Raw genomic sequence first — 13,698 nt, 5'->3', positions numbered from 1 at the left:
TAATCACCTTATGGGTGGGGGGAGTTGAGTCAGGAGAGCGCCAGCTCCGCGGGCCGCGGGCGATCGGTCGCGGGCACGGAGAGGATCAGGTCCCGCAGCCGCTCGAGGTACCGCCGCACGTTCTTGTAGGCGATGTCGGTGTCCGGGTAGCGGCAGGCGAACCACAGCCCTTCGTGCAGCCGGTTGACCCAGGCGCACACCTGGTCGCCGTACGAGACCCGGAGCAGCCCGTACGCCTTCTGCTCGGCCCAGTCGGCCGCGCCGGGGATGAGCCGGGCGTCCACGTACGAGATGATCGAGTACATGTCGGGCGAGGTCGGCCTGAAGTCCGCGCCTAGCAGCCGCAGTACGCGGGCGAGCGGGATCCGGGCCAGCGTCCGGTTGGCCCGCAGTTCGGCGCGAACCGTGTCGAGCGCGGTCTCCAGGTCCCGAGCCGCGGGCACCTCGATGGGTGCGCCGCCGACGTACCAGCCCACCGAGTCCGACCACGCGGACTTCAGCCGGGTGTGGAAGGGCACGACGGTGCGGTACACCGGCTGGCCGCCGAGTTCGTGGACGATCAGGCTGGTGGCGGCCAGGATGCCCACCAGGCTGCCGCCGTAGGGACGGCAGTACGCCTCGAACGCGGCCGCGGCGTCCGCGTCGACGAGCGGCTCGCACACCAGCTTCTGGGTGGGCAGCACCCCGCCGGGCTCGAGACCGAGGTCGACGGGGAACTCCGGGAGCCGGCCGCCGCACCGGGCGATGAACTCCCGCCAGCGCGCGACGATCGCGTGGGCGTCGTCGATGCCGTCCGCGTTCGCCCGCTCCTGCTCGCAGAAGTCGACGTAACTCCCCACGGACGGACCGGTGACGGGACTTCCCGCGAGGGCGGCCGCGTACAGCCCGTTGATCTCCTCGGGGAGCCGGTGGATCGAGTAGGCGTCGACGTTGGTGTGGTCGAAGGCCATGTACACGCTGGTGGAGTCCTCGCGTACGACCGCCGTGTAGATGAGGTTCGGCCAGCCGAGCGCGTCCGCCGCGGCGTCGAACCGATCCTGCAGGTACCGGGTGAGCGCTCCCGCGTCGGTGAACTCGCCGACCACCTCGCGGTGCAGGGACACGTCGCTCTCGGCGAGCGTGAACCGCTGCATGTCGTCGCCGGCCCACCGGAAGCCGCTGCGCAGCGTCTCGTGCCGCAGCGTCCAGCCGCGCAACGCCCCTTCCAGCGCGTCGAGATCGACTTCGCCCGGCAGGTCGAACGCCGCGCCGAGCCAGGTCGGCACGAACAGCCCGTCCTCGCGCACCGACCGGGCTGTTCTGATGTGCGACTCCTGGATGTACGCCGGCGGCCGCGGATCCGGCGGCAGTGCCGCCGCGGCCGCGATCGTCACCGGGCTGAATCTCCACTCGACGAGCCGTCCGGGCCGGATCTCACAGCGCTGGATGTCAGAAATTCGCACGGTGGCTCTCCTTCGCAGAAGACACCAGCTTCATCATCAACGGCAAGCCGTACGCGCGCGATGATCGCTGTGTCGCCGTGATTTCAGCGGGACGTGTGACGTATCGAACGGACAAGCGCACCACCTCACTCGTACCTGTAGATCCCACGCACGTCCTCCAGTTCGGCCGGAGTGACGTTCCAGGGCGGCAGTTGCTGGTGCCGGGCCACGACCCGGCCGTGCTGGGGGTCACCCGCGCCCGGGGGCTCGGCGGGAAGGTAGGTGTGGCCGGGGTGCCGTTGCTGCCAGCGGGTCCACAGCAGGTCGACGAAGGAGTGATGCAGCCAGAAGACCGGGTCGTTGACGGACGCGGCGCTGACCATCACCCCGCCGACCCAGTGGTGGACCCGGTTGTGGTTCCGCCAGGAGACGCTGCCCCGGCCGCTCCCCCAGCCCTCCAGCTTGTTGCGGTAGCCGCGGGTGACGGCCGAGTTCCAGGGCCAGCTGTCGTAGACCGGGTCGGCCAGCGCGGACTCGACGTCGCGGCCGGTCGGCAGTTGGATCGGGGCACGGGCGTGGCCGAGGTCGCGGGTGAGGTACTGCACGTCGGTCACGTTCTCGGTGATCTTCCAGTGGCCCGCCCGGTAGGCGAACGGGCCCGTCATCACCTGCCGGTCCGAGCGCCGCCCGTTGCCGCCGAGCAGATCGTCGGCCCATGGCAGGGAGTCCGGCGCCCGGTCCCGCGTCCAGTCCCAGTACGGCACCGTCACCGACGCGTCCACCCTGCGCAGCGCCCGCTCCAGTTCGAGCAGCAGCTTGCGGTGCCAGGGCAGGAAGGAGGGCGCCATGTGGGCGGTGCGCAAACGGTGTTCCCGGTCGGCGGAGTTGTGCGCGATGTGGATCCGCACGAACTCGTCGTACTCACCCCGGCGTTTGACCTCCAGCAGCGCGCCCACGAGACGGCGCCGCTCGGCTCGGGTCAGCCTGTTGACGTTCTTGCGCGTGTAGACCACGTACGCCTCCCTCGGGCATCGGCCGGAGGGGTAACCGCCGGACATACCTTCGGGTCACCGGTCTACGGCCGGACCGGTGACGCGGCGGCACGCCCGGCGGGCGGCTCAGGACAGCCAGCGCTTCCACACCTCGGGGTGGCCGTCCACCCACTTCTTCGCGGCCTCCTCGGGGCTCAGCTTCTGGTCGGCGATCAGCAGGGAGACCTGGTCCTGGTCCTCGGTCGTCCACCTGAACTTCTTCAGGAAGGCCGCCGCCCTGCCCCCCCTGTGCGCGAAGCCGGTGTTGAGGTACTTCTGCAGCGGGGTGTGCGGATACGCGCAGGCGACCTTGGCCGCGTCGGCGTCGCAGCCCTCCTTGTACGCCGGCAACCGCACCTCGGTCATCGGTACCTTCTTGAACAGCCACTGCGGCGCGTACCAGTAGGTGAGGAAGGGCCCCTTCTCCTTGGCGAACTGCTTGATCTGGGTGATCTGAGCGGCCTCGGACCCGGCGAAGACGACCTGGTAGTCCAGCTTCAGGTTGCTCACCAGCGCCTTGTCGTTGGTGACGTACGACGGTGAGCCGTCCAGGAGCTGGCCCTTGCCGCCGCTCTCCGCTGTGCGGAAGAGCGAGGCGTACTTGTTCAGGTTCTTCCAGTCCGTGATGTCCGGGTGCTGCTTGACGAGATAGGTCGGCACGAACCACCCGATGTGCCCGGTGACCCCGAGCTCCCCGCCCCGGCTGATGGTCTTCTTGTCGTCGACGTACCGCTTCTCCTGGTCCGGGTGCCCCCAGTCCTCCAGGATCGCGTCGACGCGGCCCTGGCTGAGCGCGTCCCAGGCCGGGACCTCGTCGACCTGCACGGTGTCGACGCGGTAGCCGAGCTTGTGCTCGAGGAGGTACTGGGCGACGGCCACATTCGACTGCGCGCCGACCCAGGACTGCACGGACAGGGTCACGGTCTTCGAGCCCTGCGCGCCCGCGAACGGCGAGGCCTGCTTGGTCATGTCGGCGGCACCGCACCCGGTGGCGAGCACGAGGACGGAGGCGGCGGCGACGAGTGTCGTACGGCGCATGGTCACGCTCCCTTCCCCGTACGGCGTTCCGTGGGCTGGGTGACCCGGTCGAGCATCAGCCCCAGGCAGACGATGGCGGCACCGGCGACCAGCCCGGTCGCCAGGTCGCCCTGGGCGAGGCCGAAGGCGACGTCGTACCCGAGGGCGCCACCGCCCACCAGGCCGCCGATGATGACGACGGCGAGGACGAGTACCACGCCCTGGTTGACGGCGAGCAGCAACGCGGGCCGCGCGAGCGGGAGTTGGACCTGCAGCAGCTGCTGGCGCCCGGTCGCGCCGAGCGACCGCGCGGACTCCAGGGCGGCCGGGTCCACCTGGCGCAGCCCCTGCGCGGTGATCCGTACGACGGCCGGCAGCGCGTAGACGACGGCGGCGGCGACGGCGGGCGCGCGGCCGACGCCGAACAGTGCGACGACCGGGATGAGGTACACGAACTGCGGCATGGTCTGGAAGACGTCCAGGACGGGCCGCAGGGCCCGCTCCACGCGGTCGCTGCGGGCGGCGGCGATGCCGGTGGCGAAGCCGAGGACCAGGGTCACGGCGACGGCCGCGAGGACCTGGGACAGGGTGTCCAGCGACGGCTCCCACACCCCCAGCACGCCGATCGCGGCCATCGCGAGGACGGCGGTCAGCGCGGTGCGCCAGGTGCCGATCAGCCAGGCCAGCGCGGCGACCACGAACAGCACCGCCCACCAGGGCAGCCACTGCAGCCCCGAGCGCACGGGGTCGAGGACCCAGGTGGTGAAGTGCCCCGCCCAGTCGGCGGTGCCGCCCACGACCGGGACGCCCGAGTACAGGTGGGCGGTCATCCAGTCGACGGCACGGTTCACCGGTTCGGCGAAGTTCAGGGTCCAGGCGGTGGGCCAGTCGAGGCGGCCGAGGAGCCGGGCGGCGAGCGCGACGGCGACGGTGGCGCCGAGGCCGTACAGGAGGCCGGCGGACGGCTTCCGGGTGTCGCCGCGCTCGCCCGCCGCCGCGGTGATGCGGTCCAGTACGACCGCGAGCAGCACGATCGGAATGCCGGCGGCGAGGGCCGCGCCGACGTCGACCGACGCGAGGGCCTGGTAGACGCGGTCCCCGAGACCGCCGGCGCCGATGACGGAGGCGATGACCGCCATCGACAGCGCCATCATGATCGTCTGGTTGAGGCCGAGGAGGAGTTCCTTGCGGGCCAGCGGGATGCGGGCGGTCAGCAGCCGCTGTGTGCGGGTGGCGCCGAGCGAGTCGACGGCTTCCAGTACCTCGGGGTCGGCGCCGCGCAGGCCGAGGGCGGTGAGCCGGGCCATGGGCGGGGCGGCGTAGACGACGGTGGCGAGGACGGCCGCGGGGACGCCGATGCCGAAGACCAGGACGACGGGGAGGAGGTAGGCGAAGGCGGGCAGCACCTGCATGGTGTCGAGGACCGGGCGCAGGGCGCGGTGCAGCCGGCCGGAGAGCCCGGCACCGAGGCCGAGCACGAGGCCCACGGCCACGGACGCGAGTACGGCCACGACCATCAGCGCGAGGGTCTGCATCGTCGGCACCCACATGCCGAGGGCACCGCAGGCGAGGAACGCTACGGCCGTACCCGCGGCGAGCCGCGTGCCCGCGACGCGGTGCGCGACGGCGGCGGCGACCACGGTGACGCCGGGCCAGCCCGCGGCGAGGAGGGTCAGGTAGACGGCGCGGACGGTCAGGACGACGGCGTCGCTGATGTAGCCGAAGAAGTAGAGGAAGAGGGGGTGCGTGTCCCGGTTGTCGACGACCCAGTTGCTGGCGGAGGTGAGGGGGGAGGAGAGGTCGACGGTGAGGTGGCCGGGCCAGGAGGCGGACGCCCAGCGGGCGTTGGCGAGGGGGACGAGGATCGCGGCGGCCACGGCCAGGACGAGGAGCTTGCGGGCGGCCAGGCCGGCAGGGAGCGACACCCGCCGAGGGCTGGGAACACTGATCGTCGCCATCAGACGTCCTCCGGGCTGGTGCGGGGGGCGGGGGGTGTCACTCGCCCACGCTCACGGGGTCCCACCGCGCCCACCGGCCCCACCGCCCCAGCGGCACGACTGCCCGCGGCTGAGTCGGTGTCGGCAGCCGGGGCACCTTCCAGCCCGGGCTCCGCATCCCCACCCAGGGGCGCGGGGAACCGCGCGACCGGCCCACCACCACCCGCGGCCGGAGAACCGCCCGCAGCCGCGGGACCCTCCAGCGGACGCTCCGCATCCCGACCCAGGGGCGCGGGGAACTGCGCGACCGGCCCACCACCACCCGCGGCCGAAGAACCGCCCGCAGCCGGCGCAGCATCGGCGCCTTCCCGCGCGGGCTCCGCATCCCCACCCAGGGGCGCGGGGAACTGCGCGACCGGCCCACCACCACCCGCGGCCGAGGTGCCACAGGCATCCCCCTTCGCCACGACCCCGAGCAGCGTGTCGGCGTCGACGACGCCCACGCAGCGGTCCCCCTCCACGACGCGCGCCGGGACACCGGCCTCCGCCACGACCTCGATCGCCTCGGCGACCGTCGCTTCAGGGGCGACCGCAGGGCCGTCGGCCGAGCCGGTCTCCCCCGGCGCACGCATCGCGGAGCGCACCGTCATCACCTGCTCGCGCGGCACGTCGCGGACGAACTCGCGGACGTAGTCGTCGGCCGGGGAGCCGACGATCTCCTCCGGGGTGCCCAGCTGGACCACCCTGCCGTCCCGCATCAGGGCGATGCGGTCGCCGAGTTTGAGCGCCTCGGACAGGTCGTGGGTGATGAAGACCATCGTGCGGCCCTCCTCGTGGTGCAGGCGGACCACCTCCTCCTGCATGTCCCGCCGGATCAGCGGATCGAGCGCGCTGAACGGCTCGTCGAACAGGAGGACCTCGGGGTCCACGGCCAACGCCCGTGCGAGGCCGACCCGTTGGCGCTGGCCGCCGGACAGCTGGCCGGGGCGGCGCTGCTCCATGCCCTCCAGGCCGACCTTGGCGACCACCTCGGTGGCCCGCGCACGCCGCTCGGACCTTGCGACGCCCTGGATCTCCAGGCCGTACGCCACGTTGTCGAGGACGGACCGGTGCGGGAGGAGCCCGAAGTGCTGGAAGACCATCGCGGCCCGGTGCCGGCGCAGTTCCCGCAGCCGGCCCTTGTCCATCGCGCGGACGTCCTCGCCGTCGATGGCGATGGCACCGGCCGTGGGCTCGATGAGCCGGGTCAGGCAGCGGACCAGGGTGGACTTGCCGGATCCCGACAGGCCCATCACCACGAAGACCTCGCCCTTGCGCACGTCGAAGGAGACGTCGCGGACGGCGGCGGTGCAGCCGGTGCGGGTGCGGAGTTCGGCCGGGGACAGGCCGGTCAGCTCGGGGTCCGCCGGGACGCGGTCGGCCTTGGGGCCGAACACCTTCCACAGGCCCTCGACGGAGAAGACAGGGGTCGTACCGTTCATCACGCACCGCCCTTCAGGAGGTCCACGGCCCGTTCGCCGACCATCAGCACCCCGATCATCGGGTTCACGGCCGGCATGGCCGGGAAGACGGAGGCGTCCGCGATGCGGATGCCGTCCAGGCCGCGGATCCGCAACTCGGGATCGACGACGGCCAGTTGATCGTCGACCGCACCCATCCTGCAGGTGCCCGCCGGGTGGTAGACGGTGTGCGCGACCTTGCGGGCGTACTCGCTGAGTTCCGCGTCGCCGAGGATCTCCGGGCCGGGGCACACCTCGCGCTTCAGCCAGCCCGCCAGCGGCTCGGTCCTCGCGATCTCGCGGGCGATGCGGATGCCGTCGACGAGGGTGCGGCCGTCGTAGTCGTCCTCGTCGGTGAAGTACCGGAAGTCGAGCGCGGGCTTCACGGACGGGTCGGCGCTGGTCAGGTAGAGGCGGCCGCGGCTGCGGGGTTTGGGGATGTTCGGGGTCATCGAGACGCCGTGCGCGGGGCGTTCGTAGCCCAGGCGCTCGGGGTTGTCGGTGAACGGGACCTGGTAGAAGTGGAACATCAGGTCCGGACCCGCCTGCTCGGGGTCGCGGCGGACGAACAGGCCCGCGTCGGAGTCCATCGCGGAGTTCTCCGGGATCGGTCCGTTCGTCTCCCAGACGATCACCGACTCGGGGTGGTCGAGAAGGTTCTCGCCGACGCCCGGGAGGTCGTGCGCGACCGGGATGCCGAGGGCTTCGAGGTCCGGCGCCGGGCCTATGCCCGAGTGGAGGAGGAGGCGCGGGGAGTCGACGGCGCCGGCGCACAGGACGACCTCGTTGCGGGCCCGTATGAGGAGTTCCTCGCCGTCCTTGGTGCGGACGTGGACGCCTTCGGCCCGGGTGCCGTCCAGTTCCAGGCGGTACGCCCAGGTCTCCAGGAGGACACGCAGGTTGGGGCGCTCGTCCAGTACCGGGTGGAGGTAGGCCACCGACGCACTCGACCGCTTGTTGGTCTCGGGGTGGTAGGCGAGGTCGAAGAAGCCGACGCCCTCGGTGAACGGCCGCCGGTTGAACCCCTCCACGCGCGGGACGCCCAGCGCCTCCTGGGCCGCGTCGACGAAGTCGCGGGCGATGGCGTTCCGGTCCTTCTCGTCGACCGGGACGATGTTGTTGAGGAGGCGGGCGTAGTAGGCCTCCATCGGTACCGCGCCCCAGCCCTTGGCCCCCGCCGCCTCCCACTCGTCCCAGTCGGAGGGCAGCGGTTTGAAGGAGATGAGGGTGTTGTGGCTGGAGCAGCCGCCCAGCACCCGGGCGCGGCTGTGCCGGATGTGGGAGTTGCCGCGCGGCTGCTCGGTGGTCGGGTAGTCGTAGTCCAGCTCGCCGCCGAGCAGGCCCATCCAGCGGCGCAGGGTGAGGACGTCGTCGCGGCCGACGTCGCTGGGGCCGCCCTCGATGACGGCGACGGTGACGTCCGGGTTCTCGGTGAGGCGGGAGGCTATGACGGAACCGGCGGTTCCGCCGCCGATGACGACGTAGTCGTAGACGTGGGGTGTGTGGGACATGGGGGGAGCTCCAAGAGGCTTCTTCGGTACGGCGGTCGGAAGAACTCAGCCGGCGAACCAGCGCACCGGCTTCGGCGCGAGGTTCTGGTACACGTGCTTGGTCTCGCGGTACTCGGCGAGGCCGGCGGGGCCCAGCTCGCGGCCGGTCCCGCTCTTTCCGAAGCCGCCCCACTCCGCCTGCGGCAGGTAGGGGTGGAAGTCGTTGATCCAGACGGTGCCGTGCCGCAGCCGCCCCGCGATCCGGCGGGCCTTCCCGGCGTCCGTGCTCCACACGGCGCCCGCGAGTCCGTACTCGGTGTCGTTGGCGAGGGCGACCGCCTCGTCCTCGGTGCGGAAGGTCTCGACGGTGAGGACCGGGCCGAAGACCTCCTCGCGCACGACCCGCATGCCGCGGTGGCACTGGTCGAGGACAGTGGGTTCGTAGAAGTAGCCGCCGGCGGGGCGGTCGGCGGACGGTTCGGGGCGCTTGCCGCCCGCGCGCAGCACCGCGCCCTCCGCCAGCGCCGACGCCACGTACTCCTCGGTCTTGGCGCGCTGCTGCGCGGAGACGAGCGGGCCGCACTCGACACCGTCCGCGGTGCCCCGGCCGAGCCTGATCCGGGCGGCACGGCGGGCGAGTTCGGCGACGAACCGCTCCCTGACCGGCTCCTCGACGATCAGCCGGGCGCCGGCCGAGCAGACCTGGCCGCTGTGGATGAACGCGGCGTTGAGGGCCTGGTCGACGGCGGTGTCGAAACCTTCCTGCGTGGCGCAGGCGTCGGCGAAGACGACGTTGGGGTTCTTGCCGCCCAGTTCGAGGGCGACCTTCTTGACGGTGGGCGCGGCCGCCTGTGCGACCTTGGTGCCGCTGACCAGGCCGCCGGTGAAGGAGACCAGGTCGACGTCGGGGTGCTCGGCGAGGCGGGCGCCGACGGTGTGGCCGGGGCCGGTGACGAGGTTGGCGACTCCAGCGGGCAGCCCGGCCTCGGCGAGCAGTCCGATCAGGGCGACCGTCGTCAGCGGGGTGAGCTCGCTGGGCTTGACCACGAAGGTGTTGCCGGCCGCGAGCGCCGGAGCGATCTTCCAGCTCGCCTGGAGGAGCGGGTAGTTCCAGGGCGTGATCAGCGCGCACACGCCGACCGGTTCGGACACGACGACGCTGTGGATGTCGGCCGAGCCCGCGTCGACCACGCGGCCCGCGCCCTCCGCGGCGACCAGGTCGGCGAAGTAGCGGAAGGCGTCGGCGACGCAGTCGATGTCGACGCGGCCCTCCTCGACCGTCTTGCCCGCGTCCCGGCTCTCCAGGAGACCGAGCTGTTCGCGGTCGCGTACGAGGAGGTCGGCGACCCGGCGGAGCAGGGCGGCGCGCTCCGCGACGGGGGTCCGGGGCCAGTCGCCGGTGTCGAAGGCGTGCCGGGCGGCGGCCACCGCCGTCTCGGCGTCCTTCTCGTCGCCCTCGGCGACCACGGCGAAGGGCAGGCCGTCCGCGGGGTCGATGATCTCGCGTGTCGCGCCGGAGACCGCTGCCAGCCAGTCGCCTCCGGCATGGATGGTCGCTCGTGCCGTGCTGTCCGCCATGATCGGTATTGCCTTCCGTTCCTGTTCGGTGCCCCTGTGTGACATCCGGGTCACACTCGGAGACCGCCGGCACCTTCCCTGGACCCCGGATTGCATGCGCAATCGTCGACCGAAAGTGTGCGGCGTCACTGAACAGTCGGACATACATGAACAAACCCCCCGGGGAGAGCGAAGGCTCCCGGGGGGCGGTTCGGGTTCAGGACGTGGTGCCCGCCGATGCGGTGGGCGTGGCGTGCCGGGGCCCGCTCTTGGTCGAGATCTGACCGACGAGCTCCCAGAAGCAGACCAGGGCGGTGACGGGCGGAATCCCGAAGATGACTAAGGACAGCAGGGCGTGGGAGGAGTGGCTGATGCACAGGGCCACGGCCACCACGGAGGCGGCCAGCACGACACACCAGGACCGGCGCGCGCTCCGGCGCTGCGCGGTGGCCCGCAGGACGGACAGCGCAGCCACGAACCACGGGCCGTAGACCGTCAGCGGCCAGTACTGCGCCAGCCCGCCGGGGAGCACCGAGGAGGCGATGCCGCGCAGCTGGGCGTAGGAGTAGCAGAGGGACCAGGCCAGCATGGACACCGCGCACAGCGAGACCGTCGCGATCAGGAACGTGATGTGCGTGACGCTCCGGCCGCCGTCGAGCAGGTGGGAGTCGTGGCGAACCCGGTGGCGGACCCGCCGACGGCTGCCCCGGCGCTGGCCCGGCACGTCCAGCAGGGTGGGAGCCGTGGCCACGGTCGGTGCGGACAGTATCTGCGCCAGCTCCTCGACCGGGTCCCAGTCGTTCGCCGCGACGTCCGGCTCCGGGACACCCCAGGCATGGTCGTAGAGACCGGGGTGGTCGTAGAAGCCGGGGTGGTCGTAGAGACCCGGCCCCGAGTCGTGCTGAATCCCGTCCATCGATTACCTCCGCACCCTGACTCAGAAGGCTCCGTACAGATCTGCCATGGTCCGCCGATATTCATTTTCCATCGTGTTGATTCTCTTCAGGAAATCATCGAGCAGGTCCGAGCATGAGGTGATATCCATACCACCGGGCCAGCGCAGCACGGTTGTCGGATGATCTTCGGCTGCGCACCAGTCCAATCGCGTCACGGTCACCTAACGACCGTCGCGCCGGGCGGGATTTGGAGCGTTCGGGGGAATTCAGTCACCCGGAAGAGAAGTTATATAATTCGCACCGCCCGCACATTCGAAGAAATTTTGAATGCGCGGGCGCTCACGTTCCGTGAGTACTGAATTTAAATGAACGGCTGCGGTCCGGCGCCGGCAGCGGCGCCGGAGGCCCCGGTCATCAGCTCTCGTACGCAGTTCCGCAGCCAGGCGTGCGCCGGGTCGGCGTCGTGGCGGGGGTGCCAGGCCAGGCCGATGGGGATCGGCGGCAGCGGCAGCGGGACCTCGAAGGTGGTGAGGCCGAGGGCGGTGGCCAGCGGGACGCCCCAGGAGGTGATCAGGCCGATCAGGTCGGAGTCGCGCAGCACGAAGAGGGAGGCCGGGAAGGTGCCGACGGTACCCACCACTCGGCGTTCCAGGCCGAGTTCGGCCAGCGCGGCGTCGACCGGGCCGTGCAGCTTGCCGCGCCGCGAGACGTTCAGGTGACCGGCCGCGGTCGCGTACCGCTCGGGGGTCAGCTCGCCGGCCAGCAGCGGGTGCCCGGACCGTACGACGCCGAGCATGCGGTCCTCGTGGAGCTGCTCCACCCGCACCTCGGGCGCGGTGGTGTCGATCACCCCGACCTCCAGGTCGGCCGTGCCCTGCCGCAGGTACGGCAGGTCCACGTGGGCCTCGGCGAGGAACCGGATGCGGATGCCGGGCGCCTCCGCGGCGGCCCTGGCGAAGAGGACGGCGGCGTGGGTGCCGGCGATCGTGTCGGAGCCGACGATCGTGAACGTCCGCGAGACGGTGCGCAGGTCGGCGTCCCGGCCCGGCGCGAACAGCGCCCGCGCCCGCTCCACCACCGCGCTCACCTCGGCGCGCACGGCCAGCGCGTGCGGGGTCGGCACCATCCGGCGCCCGGCGCGCACCAGTACGGGGTCGCCGAGCGCCCGGCGGATCCGGCCGAGGGTGCGGCTCATGGCCGGCTCGGACAGGTGCAGCCGCCGCGCGGCCCCCTGCACGCTCTCCTCCTCCAGGAGCACGTCCAGCGCGACCAGCAGGTTCAGGTCGAGGCCCGCGGGGGATGCGGCGGATTGCGTCATACGCAGTCGTCCCTTGCAAAGGTTGCACTGGAAAGCAGGTCAGTGCCGAGCCTACGGTGACGGGGCAGCCCACACCACACCCACCAGCTCCCCGGGAGGAGCCGTGCCCTCGCACGCCCTGAAACGCCCCGTCCTGCTCGTCATGTGCGCCTGCGTGCTGGTCGCGCAGAGCATGGTCGCCGCCATCAACCTGCTCATCCCCGAACTGGCCGCGTCGTCCCTGCACCCCTCGCACAGCGAGATCCTGTGGACCGTCGACGCCTACGTCATCGCCTTCGCCGGCCTGCTCATCCCGGCCGGCGCGCTCGGCGACCGGCACGGCCGCAAGGGCGCCCTGCTGGCGGGCCTCGCCCTGTTCGCGGCGGGCGCGGCCACCAGCGCGCTCGCGCCGGATCCCGCCGTACTGACAGCGGGCCGCGGCCTGTCCGGCGCCGGAGCCGCCCTGATCACCCCGGCCACCCTGTCGATCCTGGTCCACCTCTCCGCCCCCGAGCAGCGGGCCCGGGCCCTCGCCTCCTGGACCCTGGCCCTCGGCCTCGGCGGCGCGGCCGGCAACCTGGGCGGCGGCCTGGTCGGCCAGTTCCTGTCCTGGCGGGCCCTGTTCGCCGTCATGGTCCCGCTGGCCGCGCTGCTCGCCCTGGCCGTCGCCGTCATCACGCCGCGCACCGAACGCTCCGCGCACAGCGACCTCGACCCGCTCGGCACCGTGCTCCTCACGGCGGGCCTGGTGGCGGTGCTGTTCGGCATCATCGAGGGCACCACGTACGGCTGGACGTCGGCGCCCATCCTCGGCGCCTTCGCGGCCGGCGCCGTCCTGACCGCCCTGTTCACCGCCCACGCCCTGCGCTCTCCGCGACCCCTCTTCGACCCCCGGGTCTTCGCCTCCGCCCGGCTGCGCTCGGCGTCCCTCGGCACGGCGGCCGGCTTCTTCGGCCTCTTCTCCCTCTTCTTCGTCAACTCGCAGTACCTGCAGGACATCAAGGGCTACGGCGCGGCCGTGACCGGCGTCGCCATCATGCCGCTGACGATCGGCATGGCCCTGGTCCCGAGGCTCGCCGCCCGCTGGTCGGGCCGGCCGCGCGCGGTCGTCGGCGCCGGGCTCGCCCTGATCGGCCTGGGACTGCTCGGCACGTCCACCGTCGACGCGGCCACGCCGTACTGGGCGTACGCCTGCTGGCTGCTGGTCATCTCGGCCGGCACCGGGCTCTCGATGCCCGCCCTGACCCTCGGCGTGGTCGACTCGCTCCCGCCGCACCAGGCGGGCCTCGGCTCCGGGCTCGGCACCACGGCCCGGGAGACCGGCGCGGCCCTCGGGGTCGCGGTCACCGGCACGATCCTGGGCGGGCACGGTGACCTCGCCTCCGGAATGGGGCCGGCCCTGCGTACCGTCGCCCTGCTGGTGCTCGCGGCGACGGCGCTCGTGGTGGCCGGTCACGGCGGCCGCACCCCGACACGTACTATCGCGTCCGATCCGCAACGCGTACTGTCGCGTTCGACCGATGCCTGAGCAACTCCCGCCGCACCCCGGCCCG

The 13,698-nt window shown here is 72.1% G+C and carries 10 protein-coding genes and 1 pseudogene; 1 reads left to right on the top strand and 10 read right to left on the bottom strand.

Features of this window, described 5'->3' with window-relative positions:
- Positions 1-29: 29 nt before the first annotated feature.
- The 10 genes and pseudogenes from ACFY0K_RS29570 to ACFY0K_RS29525 form a co-directional block, all read right to left on the bottom strand.
- A complete protein-coding gene (locus tag ACFY0K_RS29570; RefSeq protein WP_390642363.1) occupies positions 30-1,442 on the bottom strand; it encodes a condensation domain-containing protein in 1,413 nt (470 codons plus the stop codon).
- Between the two features lie 125 nt (positions 1,443-1,567).
- A complete protein-coding gene (locus tag ACFY0K_RS29565) occupies positions 1,568-2,434 on the bottom strand; it encodes a tyrosinase family protein (RefSeq protein ID WP_390642362.1) in 867 nt (288 codons plus the stop codon).
- A 105-nt stretch (positions 2,435-2,539) separates the two neighbouring features.
- On the bottom strand, positions 2,540-3,490 hold the full coding sequence (locus ACFY0K_RS29560; RefSeq protein ID WP_390642361.1) for an ABC transporter substrate-binding protein: 951 nt from the start codon (positions 3,488-3,490) through the stop codon (positions 2,540-2,542).
- Positions 3,491-3,492: 2 nt separating this feature from the next.
- Complete coding sequence (locus ACFY0K_RS29555) at positions 3,493-5,427, bottom strand: ABC transporter permease (protein ID WP_390642360.1); 1,935 nt, start codon at positions 5,425-5,427, stop codon at positions 3,493-3,495.
- Positions 5,428-5,867: 440 nt separating this feature from the next.
- Positions 5,868-6,887: pseudogene (locus ACFY0K_RS29550) on the bottom strand (glycine betaine/L-proline ABC transporter ATP-binding protein); the annotation flags it as partial.
- Entirely contained in the window at positions 6,887-8,416 is a 1,530-nt protein-coding gene (locus ACFY0K_RS29545) for a GMC family oxidoreductase (protein WP_390642359.1), read from the bottom strand. The pseudogene ACFY0K_RS29550 and the gene ACFY0K_RS29545, both read right to left, overlap by 1 nt.
- 45 nt (positions 8,417-8,461) lie before the next feature.
- The gene (locus tag ACFY0K_RS29540) at positions 8,462-9,973 is read right to left on the bottom strand and encodes an aldehyde dehydrogenase family protein (RefSeq protein ID WP_390642358.1); all 1,512 of its coding nucleotides are present in this window, start codon (positions 9,971-9,973) and stop codon (positions 8,462-8,464) included.
- A 196-nt stretch (positions 9,974-10,169) separates the two neighbouring features.
- Positions 10,170-10,868 carry a DUF2637 domain-containing protein gene (locus ACFY0K_RS29535; protein ID WP_351957693.1) on the bottom strand — a complete coding sequence of 233 codons (699 nt, stop codon included), beginning with the start codon at positions 10,866-10,868 and terminating at the stop codon, positions 10,170-10,172.
- Between the two features lie 21 nt (positions 10,869-10,889).
- Positions 10,890-11,069 carry a hypothetical protein gene (locus tag ACFY0K_RS29530; RefSeq protein ID WP_143063672.1) on the bottom strand — a complete coding sequence of 60 codons (180 nt, stop codon included), beginning with the start codon at positions 11,067-11,069 and terminating at the stop codon, positions 10,890-10,892.
- Between the two features lie 140 nt (positions 11,070-11,209).
- Positions 11,210-12,166: a LysR family transcriptional regulator gene (locus ACFY0K_RS29525; protein ID WP_390642357.1), complete on the bottom strand. Its 957-nt coding sequence runs from the start codon at positions 12,164-12,166 to the stop codon at positions 11,210-11,212.
- 103 nt (positions 12,167-12,269) lie between these two features.
- Here ACFY0K_RS29525 and ACFY0K_RS29520 point away from each other — a divergent pair, with 103 nt between their 5' ends.
- A complete protein-coding gene (locus ACFY0K_RS29520; RefSeq protein WP_390642356.1) occupies positions 12,270-13,673 on the top strand; it encodes an MFS transporter in 1,404 nt (467 codons plus the stop codon).
- Positions 13,674-13,698: the final 25 nt, after the last annotated feature.

Origin of the sequence: Streptomyces sp. NPDC001507 (assembly GCF_042894765.1) — a bacterium.
In the GTDB taxonomy this organism is placed as follows: Bacteria; Actinomycetota; Actinomycetes; order Streptomycetales; family Streptomycetaceae; genus Streptomyces.
This window is presented reverse-complemented; position numbering and strand designations above follow the sequence as displayed.